The organism is Sphingopyxis sp. (assembly GCF_016704835.1).
GTDB lineage: Bacteria > Pseudomonadota > Alphaproteobacteria > Sphingomonadales > Sphingomonadaceae > Sphingopyxis.
On record NZ_JADIZJ010000006.1, the window covers coordinates 198,665 to 215,377 of the forward strand.

Consider the following 16,713-nt stretch of genomic DNA (forward strand, 5'->3'; position numbering starts at 1 on the left):
TGCGATGCGAAACGGAACAACATCCATAATGGCACAATAATGGGGTTAACGCCCGAGCCGCGATAAGGAATTGGTAACCCCTATCTGACCACTGGACCGGGTGGATCAGATGAGCAGGACAAGCAGGAAATTGGGGGTTCGGCATAACATCTTCCGGGTGAGTGGCGGTGGGCAACCGAGGGACGAATCGATGTTCGATTCGCCCGAGTTTGTAACGCGCCTGCTGCGCGTGGCGCAGCTGTGGCATTATGTACTGATCGGCCGCGTCCTGGCGTTTATCACCTTCGCATTTGTTCCGGGGGTTCCCGGGTTTCTGGAATACACCTCGCAGTGGCTGATCATGACGGCAGGCCTGTCTTGCGACCTGGCGCTGACGATTCTGGGGCAGGTCATGCGCCGACCCGGCGTGCGGCTGCAACGGCAGCTGCAGTGGCTGGGAATGGCGTGTCTGGGACTGATCGCACTGGGCAGCCTGCTCGATGCGGCAGCGATGTTCGCGGCGATCGCAGTTCCCGACGGTCGCTATTATTTCGATGCGTTTACCGCGATCCAGGTCGGGTCACTGCTCGTTGCCGCCTCAGCGGTGGCGATCGTCCGTCCCGCCTTTTTCGCCTTTGCCGGTGCGACCGCGCTGGGCGGTGCGATCGGCGTTGCTTCCTGGCCCTTTGCGATCGCGGGCTGCGTTTTCCTCGCCCTGCTGATCGTGATGATGCGCGACGATATTCGCCATCAGCGCCGCGCGACGCAGGCGCGGCGCCAGTCGGTGAGCGACCAGCAGCGCGCACTCAATCTCATGCGCGATTTCGAGCGCGCCGGACGCGGCTGGTTCTGGGAAACCGATCGCCATGGCCAGCTTGTCTATATCTCGCCGACGGTCGCGGCGCGGCTGGGCGGCGCCCCAACAGACCTCGTTGGTCGGCCGTTCACCGAAATCATCCGCAAAAGGATCGGCAACGACGAGAGTGAGGAGCGCACGCTGGGGTTCAGCCTGTCGTCGCGCACGCCGTTCAAGGAGCTGACGGTGCAGGCGGCGGTCGCGGGCGAGGAACGCTGGTGGTCGATCTCGGGGCAGCCGATCAGCAACGAACTCGGCAATTTTCAGGGTTTTCGCGGCAGCGGCACCGACCTGACCGACAAGAAACGATCGGAACGCGAGATAAATCAGCTCGCGCGCTATGATACGCTCACCGGGCTGGCCAATCGACCGCATATCACCGGCCTCCTCGAACGCGCGCTCAAGAGTCATATCGGCCAGCCGCAGCCGTGCGCATTGCTGCTGATGGACCTCGACCGCTTCAAGGCGGTGAACGACACGCTCGGCCATCCGGTAGGCGATCAGCTGCTACAACAGGTCGCCGGACGGCTGACCCAGATCGTCGGTGACAAGGGGCAGGTCGGGCGGCTGGGCGGCGACGAGTTTCAGATCGTCGTACCGCAGCTGAGCCAGCCCGAAAAGCTGGCGGCGATCGCCAATGCGATCATCCTGAGTCTGGCAAAGCCCTTTTCGATCGAGGGCGAGCAGGTCCGTATCGGCTGTTCGGTTGGCATCGCGGTCTCAGACGGGCAGGGGGTGTCGGCGTCGGCGCTGGTCCGCAACGCCGACCTCGCGCTCTACGCCGCCAAGGATGCGGGGCGCGGGGTCTATCGTTTCTATGCCGACGCGATGCACAATCAGGCCAGCGAGCGCAAGGCTATCGAGGACGCGCTGCGTGATGCGCTGGTCAAGGACGAGCTGCGGCTGCTCTATCAGCCGATCGTCGATGTCAGCAGCGAACGGATTACCGGGTTCGAGGCGCTGATCCGCTGGCATCACGCGACCGAGGGGATGATCAGTCCGTCGAAATTTATCCCGATCGCCGAGGAATCGAACCTGATCGTGCCGATCGGCGAATGGGTCATCCGCACCGCCTGCGCCAGCATCGCGCTGCTCGGCCCCTGCTACCGCGTTGCGGTCAACGTCTCGCCGCGCCAGTTTGCCAATGAAAAATTACCCGCGACGATCCTGAGCGCGGTGTCCGCCGCGGGAATACGCCCCGAACAGCTCGAGTTGGAGATTACCGAGGGGGTGTTCCTCGACGAGAGTCCCGAAAATCTGGAGATGTTTCAAAGGCTGAAACGCACCGGGGTGCGGCTGGCACTCGACGATTTTGGCACCGGATACTCGGCGCTCGGCTATCTGAAGAAAGCGCCGTTCGACAAGATCAAGATCGACCAGAGCTTTGTCCTTGGAGCCGCCGATCCGAGCAGCATGAACGCCGCCATCATCTCGTCGATCGTCGGGCTTGCGATCGCGCTGAAAATGGAAACGACCGCGGAAGGGGTCGAGACCCACGACGATCTGGCGTTGATCCGCGGCCTGGGGTGTAGTCATGTTCAGGGCTTCATCTATGGCAAGCCCATGGAACTGGCCGAGGTGCTCGCGCTGCTTCGCGAGGGCGGCGGGCGGGCCGTGGCGCGCGGTTTCAAAAGCGCGCGCGCGCCGCGGCTGACGATCTTCCGCACGATTCAGGTGGCGAGCGGCGGGCATCAATATGAAGCGATCGTCCGCAACATGTCCCCGCGCGGGGCGCTGATCGAGGGGCTGTGGAACGTGCCGCCGGGAACAGTGCTGACGCTCGAGTTCGGCGCGGATCAGACGTTCGATGCCGAGGCGCGCTGGTCGGCGGGTAACCGCGTGGGGGTAAAGTTCGAGCAAGCGGTGGATATGGACGCGTTGCTGGGGCCGAAGACAGTGACGCCAGTTCGCGGGAGAGTGCGGCGCGCGGCTTGAACATATTTGCTATCCCGGCTTGCGCCGGGATGGGACCTGGGGAATGTCAGTCTGCCACTCTTCCGCGCACCATCACCCATTCGACCTTTTCCAACACCGTGACATCGGCCAGCGGATCGCCGCTGACCGCGATCATGTCCGCCGACATGCCGGGGGCGAGGCGACCGATTTCGCTCTCCATCGACAACGCTTTGGCCGCGACCGTGGTCGCGCTCGCCAAGGCCTCGCGCGGGGTCAGTCCGGCCTTGACCAGTAATGCGAACTCGCCGCCGTTGCGGCCATGTTCGAATACCCCGGCATCGGTGCCGAAGGCGACGGGTACGCCAAGCGCCTTGGCGCGGGTCACCGCCTTGCCGACGCTGCCCAGCGTCATGCGGACCTTTTCCTCGACCGTCGCGGTGTAGATGCCCTTGCCGAGCCGTTCGCGGATGCCCTCAAACGCCATCAGCGTCGGAACCAGATAGGTGCCCTTGGCCTTCATGACCTTCAGCGCCGCATCGTCGGCGAAGGTGCCATGATCGATCGTGTCGATGCCCGCCGCCGCGGCCGCTTCGATACCGCGCGCGCCGTGGGCGTGCGCCATGACCTTCAGCCCTAGTGAGTGAGCAGTGTCGGCGATGCTTTGCAGTTCGAGGCTAGTGAAATGGCCCTCAAGCCCACGTCCTTGCTGCGACAAGACGCCGCCGGTCGCGGTGATCTTGATGATATCGGCGCCAGCGCGCGACGCCTTGCGGACCTTTTCGGCGCATTCGAGCGCGCCGGTGCAGGTATAGCCCTGATCGAGCACGGCATGGACGTCTTCGCGAAAGCCCGTAACGTCCCCATGCCCGCCGATGATCGCCAGCGCCGGACCGGCGGCGATGATCCGCGGCCCCTCGATAAAGCCGTTCGCGGTGCCGCGGCGAAGCGAGAAGGCGCTATATTGTGCCGACCCCGCTTCGCGCACCGTCGTAAATCCGGCGCGCAGGGTGATGGCAGCATTTTTGACGCCGACAACGACGCCCCATTCGTCGGGATCGACGGCCTCGCTGCGATAATCACCACCGGGGTCGCCGGTCAGGTGGACGTGAAGATCGATCAGGCCGGGGAGCAAGGTCTTGTCGCCCAAATCGACGACTTCGGCGTCGGCGGGGGCGGAGCTGCGGCCAGCGGTGATCGAGGTGATGCGGTCATCGGTGATGATGATCGTCGAAGGACCCTGCGCCGGCTTGTCGGCGTCGGTGATGATGCGGCCGGCATAAATGACGGTAGTTTTGGCGTTCGCCGTGGTGCCGAGCAGCGCGAGTGTCAGCGCCGCAAGCAATCCGTATTTTTGCATGGATAATCCCCTGTCCTGATCCGTCATCGTGACGCTTGGGGTGGAGCAGCGCAAGGGCGAAAGGCGTGGGAGCGGGGCCGGCGCTTTTGCGGGCGCGTGGCGGCGCTAAGCGAGCCGAATCCTCTGTGTCGAGCAGCGACAGGGAGGATCAAAAAAGAGGGGCCGACAGCGTCGGCCCCTCAAGTTTGTCTTCGGGTAATCGAAAGGACTTACCAGAAGAAATCGTGGATCACGTCGACCACTTCGCCGCTGTAGGTATCGACGAGGATCGCGTCGTTATAATAGCGGACCCAGCGATAGCCGTCGTAAGCCGGCGGCAGACGATACTGCCACGGATCGTTGATCCAGTAGCGGCTGCTGTAGAACAGCGAACCCAGGCTGAAGCCGATGCTGAACCGCGTGTAGCGATGGTTGCGGTATGGCGAATAATAGCTGCCCAGGCGATAACGGCTGCCGTATTGCTGGCGATAATCGCGCCAGTTGTAGCGTCGGTCGTCGCGCCATGACCGGTTCCAGTTGCCGCGGCGGTCGCTGTACCGGCGATCGACGCGGTCGTTGTTGTTGCGGTCGTAACGCCGATCGATCTGGCCGTCGCGATTGCGGTCATACCGCGGGTCACGCTGGTCGAGGCGATTGTTGTTGTTGCGATCGAGGCGGCGATCGAGATCGCCGTTGCGGTTGCGGTCGTAGCGACGATCGACGCGGCCATTGTCATTGCGATCGTAACGCTGATCGACCTGGCCGTTGCGGTTGCGATCCCACTGGCGGTCGATGCGACCATCGTTGTTGCGGTCATAGGTGCTGCCGCGCTGACGCTGGGCTTGCGCCTGACGCTGGGCAACCGACTGTCGCTGTACCTGGGCTTGACGTTGCGCCTGGGCCTGACGTTGAGCCTGGGCCGCACCGTTGTCGATGCCTGGACGGTTGACCCGATTTTCAGCGCGCTGCTGCTGCTGGACGCCACGCTGCGGGCGCTGCGCCTGCCGTTCGCTACGCTGTTGTTGCCGGGCAGCCCGTTCGGGGCGCTCGGCTTGGCGTTCACTGCGCTGCTGCTGACGCTGCCCTTGTCGGTCGGCGCGATCGCCGCGCTGCGCCAGCTGAATTCGCTCGCCAGACGCCTGCGCGGCGGCGGGGGCAATGGGGGTCAGGATCGTCGCAGCGATCAGCAACCCTCCGAACATCTTTTTCATTATGCCATACTCCAATTCAGGTCCCGCGCACTGGAGAAGGCCAGCCGGGATGATGAATCGTTAGTTACCGGGGGCAAGATGATCGGCGGCTGAACCATGCTGTTGCCTGCGGTTCAGCTACATGAACGAAACCGAGTCAGGTGCCGGGGGGCAGGCGCAGGGCGGGGACGGCGCGCGCGGCATCTTCCGGGCGGATACCGGGAGGCGGAGCGGCGGCAATCCGTTCCTCCCCGCGCAGCACGCGGCCGGCGCGGCGGATCGCGGTGCGGATGCGCGGATAGGTGCCGCAGCGGCAGATGTTCGTTATCGCCGCGTCGATGTCGGCATCGCTCGGGTTGCTGTTCGCCCGTAGCAGAGCGGCGGCGGCCATGATCATCCCCGACTGGCAAAACCCGCATTGTGGCACCTGTTCGGCAACCCACGCCTGCTGCACCGGATGGCTGCGATCGCGCGACAAGCCTTCGATCGTGGTGACGAAGCGGCCTTCACATTCGGCGATCGTGACCAGGCAGCTGCGAATCGATTCGCCATCGATGTCGACGGTGCAGGCGCCGCATTCGCCGGTGCCGCAGCCGTATTTGGTCCCGGTCAGGTTCGATGCGTCGCGCAGCGCCCACAACAGCGGCGTTTCGGGTTCCATCCGATATTCGACCGGACGGTCGTTGACTGAGAATCGCGTCATTGACGAAGGTTTAGCGGGGCCGCCGGATTAGTCACGCCAACTGCTGTCGATCTTGTCGACCTTGCGCACCATCGCATCGAATTCGGCCTTGCCCGACTGACCGGGAATCGCCGCCATATACAGGTCGCGCTGGTGGACCTTGATGACGTCCTCGTCGACGATGATCGGCTTGCCCATGCTCATCGTCGCGAGCTGGATTTCGCAAGCGCGCTGGAGCGCCCAATATTTGATGAAGGCATCGGACAGCGATTTGCCCATCACCACCGGGCCGTGGTTGCGCAGCATCAGGATGCGCTTGTCGCCGAGATGCTCGACCAGCCGCGCGCCCTCTTCCTCACGCACCGTCACGCCCTCGAAATCGTGGTAGGCGAGCTGGCCCATGAAGTTGCAGGCGTAGAAGTTAACCGGCTGGAGCCCGCCCTCAAGCCCGCACACCGCGACCGTCGCGGTTGTGTGGGTGTGGATGATCGCATGCGCGTCGGGCAGGACGCGGTGGAACAGGCTGTGCTGGACGAAGCCCGCCTTGTTGACGTGCCAGGGATTGTCTTCGTCGACCTTGTTGCCGTCGATGTCGATCTTGATCAGGTTCGACGCGCAGACCTCGCTGAAATGCAGACCATAGGGGTTGATGAGGAAGGCGCCGTCCTCGTCGGGGACCTTCACCGTGATATGGTTGAAGATCATCTCGTCCCAGCCCATCATCGCGAAAATCCGGTAGCAGGCGGCGAGTTCCTGCCGCGCCGTCCATTCGGCTTCGCTATATTTGCTGTTGCGCTTGAGCTGGGTCGCCATGGCCTGTCCCTTTGTCATGTTAGTTTCGTCCTGCTACCTATGCCATAAGGCAAGGGGGCGGCACAATCCCGCACAGACCGGGTGGTTCGTCAGCAGAGCGGGGGGTTTTGCCGCGCAGGGGCTTGCATTTCGCCGCGAATCCTCTTATCGGCCCAGCCATCGGAAGGTCGCGGCTTCGCGGCGCTTCTTTTATTGCCCTCATATCGGCGATTTATGGCGGACCGGATATCCGGTGGCCGTTGATCGTTGGACGAACCGGAGACGACACGGCACATGCAGATCATCGTTCGCGACAATAATGTCGACCAGGCCCTTCGAGCTCTCAAGAAAAAGCTCCAGCGTGAGGGCGTGTATCGCGAAATGAAGCTGCGCCGTCATTACGAGAAGCCCAGCGAAAAGCGCGCGCGCGAGCACGCCGCCGCCGTCCGCCGCGCCCGCAAGATGGAGCGCAAGCGGATGGAGCGCGACGGGATCAAGTAAAACCCGTCCTCTCTTGAAGGATTCGGATCGTGAAAAAGGCGCTGCGGGCAACCGCGACGCCTTTTTTTTGTTTCCAACGTCATTGCGAGGAGCGAAGCGACGCGGCAATCCAGAGTGGCATAAACCGCGCTGGATTTCTTTGCCTCGCTCGCAATGACGACGGTTCGAACATGCATCGTAACTTCACGCTGGACCGTTCCACGCTGCTCCGCCTATAGGCGTGCGCGATAAACTTGCCCGTTAGGGCAGCGGTAAGGATCAGCGATAATGAGCGTGACGACGGTTCCCCTGCGCCCGGTGAACAAAAAAGGCCTGTGGCTGATCTGGATCGGCGTGTTTGCGCTGCTCAGGGCGGCGGCAGCCTTTGCGTATCATGTGACCCCGCGCATCGGGTTTGAGGTCGTCAAGGAAGGTACGGGTAAAAGCCCGACCAAAGCGGATGTCGTGCTGGTGAAATATGAAGGCAAGCTCGACGACGGCACCGTATTCGACGCCAACGAACAGGCGCCGATGCAGGTGGCGCAGGTCGTTCCTGGCTTTTCCGAAGCATTGACGCGGATGAAAAAGGGCGGCCAGTACAAGATCACGATCCCACCGCAGCTGGGCTACGGTGACCGCGAAGCCGGACCGATCCCGGCCGGTAGCACGCTTCATTTCGACGTCACCTTGCTCGACTTCCGTTCGGAAGCCGAAGTGCGTGCGATGCAGCAGCAGATGCAGCAACAGCAGCAGATGATGCAGCAGCAGCAGATGATGCAGGGCGCGCCGGGCGGCGCCGGCCCGGCTGGTCCGCCGCAGGGTTCGCCCCCGCAGCCCTGACCCTTAATTCTGTCATCCCGGCCAAGGCCGGGATCTCATTCGTAGCGGAATAACGAACCGTCGAAATCCCGGCCTTCGCCGGGATGACAAAGGAAAGGTTGCAGCGGCCGTTACCCTGCCGCTTTCTCAACCTTCGCTGCTGTCCCAGCATTGCGCTCGGCCTCGCGTTCCAGTGCGACCTTGATCATCGCGACGATCGGGTCGGCCAGAAACAGCCCCATGATGCCGAGCAAGGCGCCGAACAGGATCTGCGCGCCGAGCACCAGCGCCGGGGCGAGATCGACGGTCTTTTTGGCGACCATCGGCACGATCAGATAGCCATCGACGGTCTGCACGACGAGATAGATGACGATCGCCCACACTCCAGCGTCGGTTCCTGCCGAAAAGCCGACGAGCACGAGCAACACGCCCGATACGATCGCGCCGATATTGGGAATGAAGGCGAGCAGGCCGGTGAGCAGGCCGAGTAGCGCCGCCATCGGGATGCCGACCGCCATGCACGCGAGCCAGGTTCCGACGCCCTCGACGAACATGCCGAGCAGGCGGCCCGCCATCAACCGTCGCAAGGTGAACCCCATCCGCGCGGTGGTGATATAGAAATTCTCGCGATTCTTCATCGGCAGCATCCACGCGACGCCGCGCTCGTACAGCCGCGGTTCGATTGCAATGAAAACGCCTAGGACGAGGATCATCACCAAGCTTGTGAACGCGCCGACGACCGAGCCGACCGCCGCGGTGACGCGGCCAAAGGTGCCGGCGAAATTGTCGGAGATCGTTTTGGTGTCGAGCTGGAAGCTGCCCATGCCATGATCGCTGGCCCAAGCCGCCAGCCGCTCGATCTGCGCCACCACTACGCTTTGCAGGCTCAGGGCCTGCGCTGCGATCTGCGACCCGGCGAACATCGCCGTCCAGATCATGAAGAGAAGCACCGAAAGGCAGACGATCAGGAGGCGCCAGCCGCGTCCGATCGGAAGAACGCGGCCGAGCAGGCGCGCGCCGCCATCGAGGATCGCGGCCGTGACGATTGCGGCAAAAATCAGCAGGATCGGCTGAATCAGGACGATGCACGCGGCGATGAGCAGCGCTAGGCCGAGCCAGACGCTTGCCTTTAGCAACTCGGTGCGAACGAGGTGGCTGCGTATCTCGGTGGGACCGGGGGCGTTTGCCGTCGCCTTGGCGCGCGCCTGAGCGCGCTCTTTTCGCTCGACGCGCTCGACCATGCTCGCGCTCCCTATTTTGCTGAACTGCTACGTTCGGGCCGCAAGTCGGTTCCCGCACGGTCGGGCCGCAGCGCATTGAACCAGCTGAGCGGATTGTACCATATCGCGGTGCCCTCGGTGGAAAAACTGATGATCTCGGCGCGGCCGGCGATACTGTCGAACGGGACCGGACCTCCGAGCCCTTTCTGTGACGTATCGACACGGCTGTCCGCGCTGCCGTCGCGGTTGTCGCCCATCAGGAACAGATGATCGGGGGGCACGGTGATCGGACCATAATCATCGGTTGTATAGCCTGGGCCCATGTCGATGGTGTCGAACGTTGCACCGCTGGGCAGCGTTTCGCGAACGATCGGCAGTTCGAGCATCTCGCGCCCGTCGGCGCTGCGGGTGATAAAGCGGTCGAGACTGCTGTCGCCGCTGGGCAGATTGGGATCGACGGGGATCGCCAGCAGCGGCTGGATCTCGCGCTTGACCGGCTTGCCGTTGATGCTGAGTTCGCCATTGGTGAGCTGGATCGTGTCGCCGGGGAGGCCGATAACGCGTTTGATATAGTCGATCCGCGTCACCGGATGTTCGAGTACGACGATGTCGCCGCGTTCGGGCAGGTTGGAGAACCAGCGACCTGCCGTCTTAGGCGCCAGATGAAAGCTGACCGAGGCATAGGACCAACCATAGGGAAATTTGCTGACGATCAGGCGGTCGCCGTTGCGCAACACGGGCATCATCGAATCGGACGGGATATAGAAGGGCTTGGCGACGCAGCTGTGGATGCCGAGCACGAGCAGCAGTATCACAACAATATCGCGGATCAGCCTGCCCCAGCTGCCGTCGTCCTTCGTTTTGTCTTTCGCCATTATCGGGTCAGTCCTTGATCGCTTCGATGATGACGAACGCCTGCGCCCAGGGATGATCGTCGGTCAGTGTCAGGTGAATGTTGGCGCTATGACCCGCCGGGATCATCGCGGCGAGCCGCTCGGCGGCGCCGCCGGTGAGCGCCAGCGTCGGCGCGCCCGATGGGGCGTTGACGACGCCGATATCCTTCATGAACACGCCGCGCTTGAACCCGGTTCCGACGGCTTTAGAAAAGGCTTCCTTGGCGGCGAAGCGCTTGGCGTAGGTGCCGGCGCGAGTGAAGGGCCGACGCGCCGCCTTGGCGCGTTCGACATCCGTAAAGACACGATTTTCGAAACGCTCGCCGAAACGGTCGAGCGAATTCTGGATCCGCTCGATGTTGCAGAGGTCGGATCCGAGGCCGATGATCATGACGGCAACCAAAGACCGTCATTGCGAGGAGTCGAAGGCGACGCGGCCATCCAGAGCGGGGCAGGGCCACCCCTGGATTGCTTCGTTTCGCTCGCAATGATGAAATTAATCATCAGGGCCTCTCGCCTCATCCATCAGCGCGCGCATCCGGCGCACCGCATCCTCCAGCCCGGTGAAAATCGCCTCGCCGATCAGATAATGGCCGATGTTGAGTTCGGCCAGTTGCGGGATCGCCGCAACCGGGACGACATTCTCATACGTCAGGCCGTGGCCGGCATGCGGCTCGATGCCATTCTTCCACGCCAGTGCAGCCGCGTCGGCGATGCGGCGCAGTTCCACCGCGCGCTGCTCGCCTTCGCAATGGGCGTAGCGGCCGGTGTGGAATTCAACGACGGGTGCGCGCAGCATCATCGCGGCCTCGATCTGCCGCGGATCGGGTTCGATGAACAGGCTGACGCGGATGCCGGCGTCGTTCAGCCGCGCGACGATGGGGGCAAGGTGGTTGTGCTGTCCCGCTGCATCGAGCCCGCCTTCGGTCGTGCGCTCCTTGCGCTTTTCGGGGACAATGCACGCGGCGTGCGGGCTATGGCGCAGCGCGATCGCGACCATCTCGTCGGTCGCAGCCATTTCGAGGTTCAGCGGCAGGTCGGTCGCAGCCTGGATGCGCGCGAGGTCGTCGTCGCGGATATGGCGCCGGTCTTCGCGCAGATGCGCGGTGATGCCATCGCCGCCGACCGCCGCGACGATTTCAGCGGCGCGCACCGGGTCGGGATGCTCGCCGCCGCGCGCGTTACGGATCGTCGCGACATGGTCGATGTTGACCCCAAGCCGGAGGCGGCCGCTCAATTCGCGCGGCTCCCAGGTTTGATCGCTTCGGTGCCCGCTAGATGTTCGGGAAGCTCGTCAGCGCCGTAAGTCGGGAAGTTAATCGCGACGAGGGGATAGAAGGGGACGCCGAGGTCGACATTGCTGCCAGCCGAGCGATCGACCAGCGCCGCCTCGGCGATCACTTCGCCGCCCGCCGCCGCAACACACGCCATCGCTTCGCGCGACGACAGGCCGGTGGTGACGACATCCTCGACCATCAGCACTTTCGCGCCGGGTTCGATGGTAAAGCCGCGGCGCAGCTCGAAGCTGCCCGTCGGGCGCTCGACGAAAATCGCGGGCTTGCCGAGCGCGCGACCCATTTCATGGCCGATGATGACGCCGCCCATCGCGGGTGACACCACGACGTCGATCGCTTGTTTGAGGTCGCGGGGCAGTTTGGCGGCGAGTGCCACGGCCAGCCGTCCGGCGCGTGTCGTATCCATCAACACGCGCGCGCATTGCAGATAATATTCGCTGTGCCGCCCCGACGAGAGCAGGAAATGCCCTTGCAGCAAGGCATCGGCGGCGCGGAATTCGGCCAGAATTTCATCATCGGTCATGGGAGAATTTTTCTTTTATCCAGTGCATCGCCCTTTGCCGGCGACCGGGTTTTGGCAGCGAAGATTATCCAGCCGTAAAATAGTGTTAGAGATGCTTGAGGCAAGCGGCAAGCGGGTCTATAGCGCCGGCGAGATTCAGCCCATCCTCCGGCTGTCGCGACGCCTGTCCGACTGCTGCCGAAGAGGGGTGAAGCGTCATAAAGAACAACAGGCAACGGGCGGCACTATCCTTATGAAGAGCTTGAAAACCCCTGTAATCAAGGTGTTAATTGCGGCAGCTTTGTCGCTGGGCGCGGTGGGCGCCGGGCATGCGCAAGCACCCGCTGCGGCACCGACCGAAGCGCCCGTCGCGACGACTGCGGCGAATCCGGCTCCGGCAGCGGTCGATGCGGCCGCGCCGACGGCGGCACCCGTGGCAACCGAAGCCGCTGTCCCGGCTGGCGACGCCACTTATGTGCCGATGAAGCCGACCCCCGGGATTGGCCAGCCGATCGACGCGGGAATCGATTTTCAGCCGCAGGTCAGCCCGGTCGGCGAACAGGCCTATTGGTTCAACCACGTCATCCTGTTGCCGGTGATCACGATCATCACGCTGATCGTGCTGGGACTTATGTTGTGGGCGATGTTCCGCTTCCGCGCCAAGGCGAACCCGGTGCCGTCAAAGACGACGCACAACACATTCATCGAAATCATCTGGACCGCCATTCCGGTGCTGATCCTCGCGGTGATCGCGGTGCCCTCGATCCGCCTGCTCGCGCAGCAATATGAACCACCGTCGAAGGAAGCGCTGACGATCAAGGTCACCGGATACCAATGGTATTGGGGCTATGCCTATCCCGACCAGGGCATCGGTGAATATGTGTCGAAGATGCTGCCGAAGGAACAGGCGGATGCAGCGGGCGAACCGCACCAGCTCGCGGTCGATAACCGCATGGTTGTTCCGGTTGGCCGTCAGGTGAAGCTGATCATCACCGGCGCCGACGTGATTCACAGCTTTGCCGTCCCGGCCTTCTGGACCAAGATGGACGCGGTTCCCGGCCGCGCCAACGAAACCACATTCACCGCGAACAAGGTCGGCGTCTATTACGGCCAATGTTCGGAACTGTGCGGCGTCGATCACGGCTTCATGCCGATCGCCGTTGAGGTGCTGCCCGTAGACAGATGGGAAGCCTGGGTCCGCTCGAAGGGCGGCAATCCCGCCGGTCCGGTGGCGGCCGCTCCTGCTGCCGCTGCTCCGGCACCCGCCGCGACGCCGGCTGCCACCACGACCGAAGCTGCCCCGGCAGCGGCACCCGCCGCCGCCCCGGCTGCCACGAATTAATAAGGGGTCCGACAGATGACCGATATCGCCGCAACTGCACCCACCCATGGTCATGCCGATCACGCGCATGATGACCATGATCACGACACCCCGGGCTTTTTCGTTCGCTGGTTCATGTCGACAAACCACAAGGACATCGGCACCCTCTACCTCATCTTTGCGATCGTCGCCGGTATCGTCGGCGGCGTGATTTCGGGGATGATGCGCCTCGAGCTCGCCGAACCCGGAATCCAGTATCTGACCGGCTGGGCGCAGTTTTTCGACGGCGCCGCGGGTGAAGTACAGGGCAAGCATTTCTGGAACGTGATGATCACGGCACACGGCCTGATCATGGTGTTCTTCATGGTCATGCCTGCGATGATCGGCGGTTTCGGCAACTGGTTTGTGCCGCTGATGATCGGGGCACCCGACATGGCGTTCCCGCGCATGAACAACGTATCTTTCTGGCTGACGTTCGTTGCATTCGTCATGCTGGTCGGATCGATGTTTGTCCCGGGCGGCAGCGGTCTTGGCGCCGGAACCGGCTGGACCGTATATGCACCGCTGTCGACCAGCGGTTCGGTGGGGCCGGCGGTCGATATGGCGATCTTCTCGCTTCACCTTGCGGGCGCAGCGTCGATTTTGGGTGCGATCAATTTCATCACCACCATTTTCAACATGCGCGCACCGGGGATGACGATCCACAAAATGCCGCTGTTCGTGTGGTCGGTGCTCGTCACCGCCTTCCTGCTGCTGCTGGCGCTGCCGGTTCTGGCAGCCGCGATCACCATGCTGCTGACCGACCGCAATTTCGGTACCACCTTCTATGATGCGGCCGGCGGCGGCGATCCTGTCCTCTACCAGCATCTCTTCTGGTTCTTTGGCCATCCCGAAGTGTACATCATGATCCTGCCGGGCTTCGGCATCGTCAGCCAGATCATCTCGACCTTCAGCCGCAAGCCGGTATTTGGCTACCTCGGCATGGCCTATGCGATGGTCGCGATCGGCGTCGTCGGTTTCATCGTGTGGGCGCACCACATGTTCACCGTCGGCATGAGCGTGAACCTGAAGATGTATTTCACCGCTGCGACGATGGTCATCGCGGTTCCGACCGGTATCAAGATCTTCAGCTGGATCGCCACCATGTGGGGCGGCTCGATGAGCTTCAAGACTCCAATGATGTGGTCGCTCGGCTTCATCTTCATGTTCACCGTCGGCGGCGTGACCGGCGTCGTGCTCGCCAATGGCGGCGTCGATACCAACCTGCACGACACCTATTATGTCGTTGCCCACTTCCACTATGTGCTGTCGCTGGGTGCGGTGTTTTCGCTGTTCGCTGGTTTCTATTACTGGTTCCCGAAGATGTCGGGGCGGATGTACAACGAGGTTCTGGGGCAGCTGCACTTCTGGATATTCTTCATCGGCGTCAACGTTCTGTTCTTCCCTCAGCACTTCCTGGGTCAGCAGGGCATGCCGCGCCGTTACCCCGACTATCCCGAAGCCTATGCCTTCTGGCACCTGATCTCGTCCTATGGCTATGTCATCATGGCGGTCGGCGTGCTGATCTTCTTCGTCAACATCCTGTGGTCGCTGGTCGCGGGCAAGAAGGCCGCCGACAATCCGTGGGGTGAAGGCGCGACGACGCTCGAATGGACGCTGTCGAGCCCGCCGCCGTTCCACCAGTTCAACGAACTACCCCGGATCGCGTGACGTTTATCGCCTGATTGCGCTCGCCCCCTGCTAGTTCAGCAGGGGGTGTTCGCGTCCCGGGCTGGAGTTATCATGGCGCAGAGCCTCACCCACGGCGAAACGGCCCTACCGGCCGACTGGCGCGACCTGTTCGCGCTGACCAAGCCGCGCGTCATGTCGCTGGTGGTGTTCACCGCGCTGTGCGGGCTGCTCGCGGCGCCGGTCAGCTTACCTCCCGTCCTCGCCTTTTCGTCGATCCTCGCCATCGCGCTGGGGGCAGGGGCGTCGGGCGCGCTCAACCAATGGTATGAGGCGGGGCTGGACGCCAAGATGAAGCGGACCGCCGGACGGCCGCTGCCTGCCGGACGGCTCGACCCGCAGACCGCGCTGCAATTCGGCATCGGGCTTGCCGCTTTCTCGTTGTTCCTGATGCTGTTCGCATCGAACTGGCAGGCGACACTGCTCCTTGCCGGCTCGATCCTCTTTTACGTTTTTGTCTATACGATGTGGCTTAAGCCGCGGACGCCGCAGAATATCGTCATCGGCGGCGCCGCGGGTGCGTTTCCGCCGCTGATCGGCTGGGTTGCCGCTACGGGCAGCATTGCGCCGCTGCCGGTCATGCTGTTCCTGCTGATCTTTCTGTGGACGCCGCCGCATTTCTGGGCGCTCGCGCTGTTCATGCGCTCGGACTACGCCGCCGCGGGCATCCCGATGATGCCTGTCGTTGCAGGTGAGAAATCGACGCGGCGCCAGATCCTGTTCTATGCACTGATCATGGCGGGAGCAGCCGTCGCGCCATGGCTGCTGGGATATACCGGCGCGCTCTACGGCTGGACCGCAATCATCCTGTCGGCGCTGTTCGTGGGGCTGTCGGTGCAGGTCGGCACGCGCACCACGGGCGACGCCGATTTGATGCAGCCCGAAAAGCGGCTGTTTGCATACTCAATCGCCTATCTTTTCATCCTCTTCGGCGCCGTCGTTGCCGACCATTGGTGGCCCCTATGACCGAAAATCCAAATCTCGAGCCCTTCGACGAGGTCGAGTACCGCCGCCGCCAGCGCAGCCGCGCCAATATGATGGCGTGGATGCTCGGTGGGCTGGCGATCCTGTTCTTCTTCATCACCATCGCCAAGATCCAGATATTTGCATGATCGCGCGGCTGTCTCCCAAAGCCAAGACCGCGAGTCTGGCGTCGGCCCTTGCGCTCGCAATGGTGGGCCTCGGCTTTGCGGCGGTGCCACTCTACGATCTGTTTTGCCGCGTCACTGGCTTTGGCGGCACGACGCAGCGTTATGACCCGGTCGCGGCAGCGGCAGAGCCGGAGATACTGTCGAACACCATTTCGATCCGCTTCGACGCCAACGTGTCGCCGGGGCTGCCGTGGAAATTCTATCCCGAACATCCAACTGACACGGTCAGCATCGGCGCGCGCGACATGGCGATCTTTATCGCCGAGAATAACTCGTCGAAGCCGGTCATCGGTACCGCAGGGTTCAACGTCACGCCGACGCAGGCGGGAAAATATTTCACCAAGATCCAGTGCTTCTGCTTCACGCAGCAGCGGCTGGAGCCGGGGCAGCAGATGCGCATGCCGGTGCTATTCTTCGTTGATCCGAAGATCATGGATGACCCCGACGCGCGCGATGTGCAGGAAATCACCCTCAGCTACACCTTCCACCCTGTAGACGAGGGTAAAAAGGCGAGCTAAGGCCGCGATCAGAGTCACTTCAAGGACCGGCGGGCGATGGGGAATCGCGATGCTG

At 62.9% G+C, this 16,713-nt stretch carries 18 protein-coding genes; 9 read left to right on the forward strand and 9 right to left on the reverse strand.

Annotation, left to right across the window (positions count from 1 at the left end):
* Positions 1-190: 190 nt before the first annotated feature.
* Positions 191-2,770, forward strand: a complete 2,580-nt coding sequence (locus tag IPF76_RS12445) for an EAL domain-containing protein (protein ID WP_293844359.1) — start codon at positions 191-193, stop codon at positions 2,768-2,770.
* 46 nt (positions 2,771-2,816) lie between these two features.
* On the opposite strand, the gene IPF76_RS12450 is transcribed toward IPF76_RS12445, so the two are convergent.
* The 4 genes from IPF76_RS12450 to IPF76_RS12465 all read right to left on the reverse strand — a co-directional run bounded on the left by IPF76_RS12450 (position 2,817) and on the right by IPF76_RS12465 (position 6,752).
* Entirely contained in the window at positions 2,817-4,088 is a 1,272-nt protein-coding gene (locus IPF76_RS12450) for an amidohydrolase family protein (protein ID WP_293844362.1), read from the reverse strand.
* Positions 4,089-4,297: 209 nt separating this feature from the next.
* Positions 4,298-5,278, reverse strand: coding sequence for an RcnB family protein (locus IPF76_RS12455; RefSeq protein WP_293844365.1), 981 nt, complete (start codon positions 5,276-5,278; stop codon positions 4,298-4,300).
* 136 nt (positions 5,279-5,414) lie between these two features.
* On the reverse strand, positions 5,415-5,960 hold the full coding sequence (locus IPF76_RS12460; RefSeq protein ID WP_293844368.1) for a (2Fe-2S)-binding protein: 546 nt from the start codon (positions 5,958-5,960) through the stop codon (positions 5,415-5,417).
* A gap of 27 nt (positions 5,961-5,987) precedes the next feature.
* Entirely contained in the window at positions 5,988-6,752 is a 765-nt protein-coding gene (locus tag IPF76_RS12465; protein WP_293844371.1) for a class II aldolase/adducin family protein, read from the reverse strand.
* Positions 6,753-7,025: 273 nt separating this feature from the next.
* Here IPF76_RS12465 and rpsU point away from each other — a divergent pair, with 273 nt between their 5' ends.
* From rpsU to IPF76_RS12480, 3 genes are read left to right on the forward strand one after another with little or no spacing between them, the layout of a single operon-like run.
* Entirely contained in the window at positions 7,026-7,232 is a 207-nt protein-coding gene (rpsU, locus tag IPF76_RS12470; RefSeq protein WP_037510267.1) for a 30S ribosomal protein S21, read from the forward strand.
* Between the two features lie 29 nt (positions 7,233-7,261).
* On the forward strand, positions 7,262-7,450 hold the full coding sequence (locus IPF76_RS12475; RefSeq protein ID WP_293844374.1) for a hypothetical protein: 189 nt from the start codon (positions 7,262-7,264) through the stop codon (positions 7,448-7,450).
* 49 nt (positions 7,451-7,499) lie between these two features.
* Entirely contained in the window at positions 7,500-8,051 is a 552-nt protein-coding gene (locus IPF76_RS12480) for an FKBP-type peptidyl-prolyl cis-trans isomerase (RefSeq protein ID WP_293844376.1), read from the forward strand.
* Positions 8,052-8,161: 110 nt separating this feature from the next.
* On the opposite strand, the gene IPF76_RS12485 is transcribed toward IPF76_RS12480, so the two are convergent.
* The 5 genes from IPF76_RS12485 to pyrE form a co-directional block, all read right to left on the reverse strand.
* Positions 8,162-9,271 (reverse strand): AI-2E family transporter, encoded by a 1,110-nt coding sequence (locus IPF76_RS12485; RefSeq protein WP_293844379.1) that lies wholly within the window; start codon positions 9,269-9,271, stop codon positions 8,162-8,164.
* A gap of 11 nt (positions 9,272-9,282) precedes the next feature.
* Entirely contained in the window at positions 9,283-10,125 is an 843-nt protein-coding gene (gene lepB, locus IPF76_RS12490) for a signal peptidase I (RefSeq protein ID WP_293844382.1), read from the reverse strand.
* A gap of 7 nt (positions 10,126-10,132) precedes the next feature.
* Positions 10,133-10,534, reverse strand: coding sequence for a holo-ACP synthase (gene acpS, locus IPF76_RS12495; RefSeq protein ID WP_293844385.1), 402 nt, complete (start codon positions 10,532-10,534; stop codon positions 10,133-10,135).
* 105 nt (positions 10,535-10,639) lie between these two features.
* Positions 10,640-11,380 carry a pyridoxine 5'-phosphate synthase gene (locus IPF76_RS12500; protein WP_293844388.1) on the reverse strand — a complete coding sequence of 247 codons (741 nt, stop codon included), beginning with the start codon at positions 11,378-11,380 and terminating at the stop codon, positions 10,640-10,642.
* On the reverse strand, positions 11,377-11,961 hold the full coding sequence (gene pyrE, locus IPF76_RS12505) for an orotate phosphoribosyltransferase (protein ID WP_293844391.1): 585 nt from the start codon (positions 11,959-11,961) through the stop codon (positions 11,377-11,379). Before pyrE ends, IPF76_RS12500 begins: the two co-directional genes overlap by 4 nt.
* Before the next feature lie 232 nt (positions 11,962-12,193).
* Between pyrE and coxB the strand changes: the two genes are divergently transcribed.
* The 5 genes from coxB to IPF76_RS12530 all read left to right on the forward strand — a co-directional run bounded on the left by coxB (position 12,194) and on the right by IPF76_RS12530 (position 16,658).
* The gene (gene coxB / locus IPF76_RS12510) at positions 12,194-13,282 is read left to right on the forward strand and encodes a cytochrome c oxidase subunit II (RefSeq protein WP_293844394.1); all 1,089 of its coding nucleotides are present in this window, start codon (positions 12,194-12,196) and stop codon (positions 13,280-13,282) included.
* A 15-nt stretch (positions 13,283-13,297) separates the two neighbouring features.
* Positions 13,298-14,971 (forward strand): cytochrome c oxidase subunit I, encoded by a 1,674-nt coding sequence (ctaD, locus tag IPF76_RS12515; protein WP_293844397.1) that lies wholly within the window; start codon positions 13,298-13,300, stop codon positions 14,969-14,971.
* Positions 14,972-15,043: 72 nt separating this feature from the next.
* Positions 15,044-15,955, forward strand: coding sequence for a heme o synthase (locus IPF76_RS12520; protein WP_293844400.1), 912 nt, complete (start codon positions 15,044-15,046; stop codon positions 15,953-15,955).
* Complete coding sequence (locus IPF76_RS12525; protein WP_171003905.1) at positions 15,952-16,101, forward strand: hypothetical protein; 150 nt, start codon at positions 15,952-15,954, stop codon at positions 16,099-16,101. The genes IPF76_RS12520 and IPF76_RS12525 overlap by 4 nt, the downstream gene beginning before the upstream one ends.
* Positions 16,098-16,658 carry a cytochrome c oxidase assembly protein gene (locus IPF76_RS12530; protein ID WP_293844406.1) on the forward strand — a complete coding sequence of 187 codons (561 nt, stop codon included), beginning with the start codon at positions 16,098-16,100 and terminating at the stop codon, positions 16,656-16,658. The genes IPF76_RS12525 and IPF76_RS12530 overlap by 4 nt, the downstream gene beginning before the upstream one ends.
* The last annotated feature ends 55 nt before the right edge of the window (positions 16,659-16,713 follow it).

What these genes read in the sequence shown, in the direction of transcription:
- IPF76_RS12525 (WP_171003905.1), top strand. Translation starts at nt 15,952, where the DNA reads ATGACCGAAAATCCAAATCTCGAGCCCTTCGACGAGGTCGAGTACCGC.
- IPF76_RS12480 (WP_293844376.1), top strand. Translation starts at nt 7,500, where the DNA reads ATGAGCGTGACGACGGTTCCCCTGCGCCCGGTGAACAAAAAAGGCCTG.
- acpS (WP_293844385.1), bottom strand. Translation starts at nt 10,534, where the DNA reads ATGATCATCGGCCTCGGATCCGACCTCTGCAACATCGAGCGGATCCAG.
- ctaD (WP_293844397.1), top strand. Translation starts at nt 13,298, where the DNA reads ATGACCGATATCGCCGCAACTGCACCCACCCATGGTCATGCCGATCAC.
- IPF76_RS12445 (WP_293844359.1), top strand. Translation starts at nt 191, where the DNA reads ATGTTCGATTCGCCCGAGTTTGTAACGCGCCTGCTGCGCGTGGCGCAG.
- rpsU (WP_037510267.1), top strand. Translation starts at nt 7,026, where the DNA reads ATGCAGATCATCGTTCGCGACAATAATGTCGACCAGGCCCTTCGAGCT.
- lepB (WP_293844382.1), bottom strand. Translation starts at nt 10,125, where the DNA reads ATGGCGAAAGACAAAACGAAGGACGACGGCAGCTGGGGCAGGCTGATC.
- IPF76_RS12465 (WP_293844371.1), bottom strand. Translation starts at nt 6,752, where the DNA reads ATGGCGACCCAGCTCAAGCGCAACAGCAAATATAGCGAAGCCGAATGG.
- IPF76_RS12460 (WP_293844368.1), bottom strand. Translation starts at nt 5,960, where the DNA reads ATGACGCGATTCTCAGTCAACGACCGTCCGGTCGAATATCGGATGGAA.
- IPF76_RS12450 (WP_293844362.1), bottom strand. Translation starts at nt 4,088, where the DNA reads ATGCAAAAATACGGATTGCTTGCGGCGCTGACACTCGCGCTGCTCGGC.
- IPF76_RS12520 (WP_293844400.1), top strand. Translation starts at nt 15,044, where the DNA reads ATGGCGCAGAGCCTCACCCACGGCGAAACGGCCCTACCGGCCGACTGG.
- pyrE (WP_293844391.1), bottom strand. Translation starts at nt 11,961, where the DNA reads ATGACCGATGATGAAATTCTGGCCGAATTCCGCGCCGCCGATGCCTTG.
- IPF76_RS12530 (WP_293844406.1), top strand. Translation starts at nt 16,098, where the DNA reads ATGATCGCGCGGCTGTCTCCCAAAGCCAAGACCGCGAGTCTGGCGTCG.
- IPF76_RS12485 (WP_293844379.1), bottom strand. Translation starts at nt 9,271, where the DNA reads ATGGTCGAGCGCGTCGAGCGAAAAGAGCGCGCTCAGGCGCGCGCCAAG.
- coxB (WP_293844394.1), top strand. Translation starts at nt 12,194, where the DNA reads ATGAAGAGCTTGAAAACCCCTGTAATCAAGGTGTTAATTGCGGCAGCT.
- IPF76_RS12455 (WP_293844365.1), bottom strand. Translation starts at nt 5,278, where the DNA reads ATGAAAAAGATGTTCGGAGGGTTGCTGATCGCTGCGACGATCCTGACC.